2 protein-coding genes and 1 pseudogene are annotated in these 3,668 nt (G+C 63.5%); 1 reads left to right on the forward strand and 2 read right to left on the reverse strand.

All coding sequences use genetic code 11. The annotated features are described in order from the left end of the window. Positions 1 to 295 (reverse strand): annotated as a pseudogene (locus OCL88_RS19370) (MarR family transcriptional regulator); the annotation flags it as partial. Between the two features lie 24 nt (positions 296 to 319). Continuing rightward, the gene (locus tag OCL88_RS19375; RefSeq protein ID WP_264963608.1) at positions 320 to 2,038 is read right to left on the reverse strand and encodes an AMP-binding protein; all 1,719 of its coding nucleotides are present in this window, start codon (positions 2,036 to 2,038) and stop codon (positions 320 to 322) included. Positions 2,039 to 2,174: 136 nt separating this feature from the next. Between OCL88_RS19375 and OCL88_RS19380 the strand changes: the two genes are divergently transcribed. After that, a complete protein-coding gene (locus OCL88_RS19380; protein ID WP_264963609.1) occupies positions 2,175 to 3,389 on the forward strand; it encodes an acyl-CoA dehydrogenase family protein in 1,215 nt (404 codons plus the stop codon). The last annotated feature ends 279 nt before the right edge of the window (positions 3,390 to 3,668 follow it).

Here is a 3,668-nt window from a genome sequence, read left to right on the forward strand (position 1 = left end):
TCTCCAAGCGGTCGACGGCGTTTGTCACCGACGTGGGATGCACCTGCAGCAGCGCTCTCGCTTTGTTCATGGGCAGCGCGCCGCTGCGGGCGAAGCTGAGGAGTGCCAGTAGTTCGTACCGTGCGAAGGTCAGGCCGAAGGGCTTGAGGACCGTCTCAATGCGTGCGAGCAGTATCTGCTGCGTCCGCATGATGGCCGTGATGGCCGCCATGGGCGCCGCGACGTCGCCCCAGCCGTGCCGTTCCCAGTTGCGTTGGGCGTCGGCGATGGGGTCGCGGGGGAGTGGATTGCCCATGGGCCTCCTTCAGGCTTTGAGAGGTCAATCTTTAAGGTTCGGGAATTCTTCCTCCGTGTATTCAACCCCAAGACCTGCCGGGAGCGGACCGTCACTATGCCTGGCCACCTCCGTGCCGCGCAACTCCACGCGGCGGATCTTGCCGGAGATGGTTTTTGGCAGCTCGCCGAATTCGAGCCGCCGGATGCGCTTGAACGGTGCCAGGTGTTCGCGGCAGTACCGAAGGATATCTTCGGCGATCTCCGGTCCCGGCTGGTAACCCGCAGCAAGGACCACGAACGCCTTGGGGACAGACAACTTGACCGCGTCAGGGGACGGAACGACGGCGGCCTCCGCCACTGCGGGGTGCTCGATCAGGACGCTTTCAAGCTCGAAGGGTGAAAGCCGGTAGTCCGAGGACTTGAAGACATCGTCGTCCCTGCCGACGTAGGTGATGACACCGGCCTCGTCCCGGCTGGCCATGTCGCCGGTGTGGTAATAGCCGTCCCGAAAGGCTTCCGCGGTTTTCGCTTCGTCGCCGAAGTAGCCCTTCATGAGCCCCACGGGTCGGGGGTCCAAGCGCAAGCAGAGTTCGCCGTCGTTGGCTTCCTGTCCCGTGAACGGGTCCACAAGTACCACGTCGTACCCGGGGAGCGGACGCCCCATGGAGCCGATCTTCACCGGTTGGGCCGGTGTGTTGGCGATCTGGACCGTGGTTTCGGTCTGGCCGAAGCCGTCCCGGATGGTGACGCCCCAGGCTTCCTCCACCTGGCCGATGACCTCGGCATTGAGCGGCTCGCCTGCCGACACCACCTTGCCGGGCGGGTTCTTGAGCTGCTTGAGGTCGGCCTGGATCAGCATCCGCCACACGGTGGGAGGGGCGCAGAAGCTGGTGACACCCTCGCGGTCCATTTGTGCCATGAGGGCCGAGGCGTCGAAGCGTTCGTAGTTGTAGATGAAGACGCATGCCTCCGCGATCCACGGCGTAAAGACGTTGGACCAGGCGTGCTTGGCCCAGCCCGGTGAGGCGACATTGAGGTGCACGTCTCCGGGCTCGACGCCGATCCAATACATGGTGGACAGGTGGCCCACCGGGTAGGAAGTGTGGGTGTGTTCCACGAGCTTGGCGCGGGAGGTGGTGCCGGAGGTGAAGTACAGCAGCAGCGTCTCGTCCCCACGGGTGGGGGCGTCGGGCGTGAAGTCGGTACCGGCGTCGTACGAATCCGCGTACTGCCTGGCGTCCGCAGCGGTGCGTTGCGTGCCGATTTCCATAAGCGCGTAGTTACCCTCGACGGCGGCAAATTTACCGATGCTAGCGCTGCCGACCGCAACCCAGGCGGCTCCGCCGCGCTCCACGCGGTCCTGCAAGTCGCGGGGACCCATGAGCGTGGTGGTGGGGATCATGACGATGCCGAGCTTGATGCCGGCCAGCATAAGTTCCCAGAGTTCCACTTGGTTGCCGAGCATGATGATCATATGGTCGCCGCGTTGGACGCCTTGGCTGCGCAGCCAGTTGGCGAGCTGGTTGGACCGCTGTGAAAGTTCCCGGTAGGTACGGCGGGTGGAGCTGCCGTCCTGTTCGACGATCACGAGTGCGGGTTGGTCCTTGCGTGCCGGGTCCCGGGCGAGCTGGTCGAACCAATCGAGGGCGAAGTTGAAGTGTTCGAACCTGGGCCACTGGAACTCGCTGTGCGCTTGCTTGTAGTCCTCGCGGAGCTCGAGAAGGCGGTTCCGGGCCGCGCGGAAGTCGTCGGTGACTGTCATAGTCCGCCTTTCGTGGGGCAATGTGCCCGCGTCTGGGAGAGGCATTTCTGCCACCTAGTGATCCACATCACCTTGCAATATACTAGGACATCCAAGGGTTTGGAAGAGCCCGCGCCGGACATGACGAAGGGGTCACATGCTCGACGAGAAAGCCGCATCCACCACGAATGGAGCCGCTCCCGTAAATGCCCTCCCTCCCTACCCGGAGGCAGACTTGATGCACGTAGTAGACCTGCTTCCCGATGAGGAGCGGGCCCGCTACCGGGAGGTCCGGGAGTTCCTTCAGGCAAGCGTCAGGGCTGCCAGCATCGAATACTGGAACCGGGAGGAATTCCCGTTCGGGCTGCTGGCCGACATGGCGAAATTCGGGCTCGGAGGACTGCAGACCGATGGCTCGTCCACACTCTTCAAAGGGCTCATGTACACCGAGATTGCGCGGGCCGACGTCTCCTTGTCCGCACTGGTCGGAATCCACAACGAGCTCATCGTCGGCATGATCCATGAGCTGGGTTCGCCCGAGCAGAAGCAACGCTGGCTTCCCGGGCTTGAGGCCTTTTCCGTGTTGGGAGCTTTCGCCCTGACCGAACCCGACCATGGCTCGGACATCGCCGGAGGGCTTTCCACGACGGCGCGGCGCGACGGCGGGGAATGGGTCATCAACGGTGCCAAGCGCTGGATCGGAGCCGGAACCATCGCGGACTTCGCCTTGGTGTGGGCCCGGGATGAGGCTGACGGCCACATCAAGGGGTTCATCGTGGAGACTGACCGCGCCGGATACGCGGCCACCAAGATCTCGAACAAAATCGGTCTCCGGATCATGCAAAACGCGGACATCACCCTGAACGGAGTCCGGGTTCCCGCTTCGAATCTCCTTCCGGGCGCCACCGAGTTCTCCCGGGCCAATGAACTGTTGCGGGATTCCCGGGCGTGGGTGGGCTGGCAGGCTGCGGGTATTCAACTGGCGGCGTTCGACATCGCGCGTTCCTACGCTCTTGAACGCCTGCAGTTCGGCAAGGAGCTTGCCAGATTCCAGCTGGTCCAGCAGCAACTCGCGGACATCCTGGGCAACGCCCACGCATCTTTGTCCCTGATGGTTGAGCTGGCCCGCATACAACAGGCGGGAAAACTGGAAATGGTGCAGGCCGCCATGGCCAAGGCCACAACGACGCGCCTTGCCCGGTCTTCCGTGGCCATGGGCCGGTCCCTGCTGGGCGGCAACGGCATCACCACGGATTACGAGATGGGGAAGCTCTTCGGCGACGCCGAGATCCTCTACACCTACGAGGGCAGCTACGAGATCAACTCCCTCATTGTTGCCCGGGCGGTTACCGGGAAGTCGGCGTTCGTGTAGGGGCACCTGAGTGTAGACCAGCATGGTATTGATAGCGGTTCTGAGTGACAGGATCCTTCGTGATTGCGGAGGGTCCTGTTGTTTTGTTGCTGGGCGAGGCATGCGGGTGGCTGATGACGCGGAGGTGCCTGAGGCTGCGGAGGTTGGCCGGGGGCGCGCCAGGTGGCTGGGGTGTGCCGGGGTGGCCGGGGTGTTTTCTGTTTTGGGCAGGGTGTCATGTTCGGTGGGGTGTGTGGTGGTGGTTTCGTTGGGGTGTTTGGGTGGGGTCGATGTGGGGTG

Source organism: Paenarthrobacter sp. PAE-2 (assembly GCF_026013155.1).
GTDB lineage: Bacteria > Actinomycetota > Actinomycetes > Actinomycetales > Micrococcaceae > Arthrobacter > Arthrobacter ureafaciens.